Annotated in this window: 1 protein-coding gene; it reads left to right on the forward strand. The window is 45.0% G+C overall.

The features are described from left to right. Window positions 1-251: PTS sugar transporter subunit IIA (locus FTW16_RS12795; protein WP_186728059.1), on the forward strand; the 251-nt coding region annotated here is incomplete at both ends.

A 251-nucleotide genomic window follows, 5' to 3' on the forward strand; every position in this document is an offset into this window, starting at 1 on the left:
GAGGCAGACTATGTTGATGCTATTAAACAAAAGCATAAAGACATTGGCGCGTACTATGTGCTAGCACCAAAGATTGCGATGCCTCATGCTCGCCCTGAAGATGGCGTGAACGAAGCATCACTGCAAGTGACGGTATTTAAACACGGTGTTGATTTAGAGTCAGAAGACAACGGAGACGTTTACCTTTCCATTACTCTGGCGGCAATGGATTCAGACAGCCATATCCAGACTATTATGGCACTATCAGAGTT

The sequence above is a fragment of the Vibrio sp. T20 genome (assembly GCF_007858795.1).
GTDB lineage: Bacteria > Pseudomonadota > Gammaproteobacteria > Enterobacterales > Vibrionaceae > Vibrio > Vibrio satsumensis.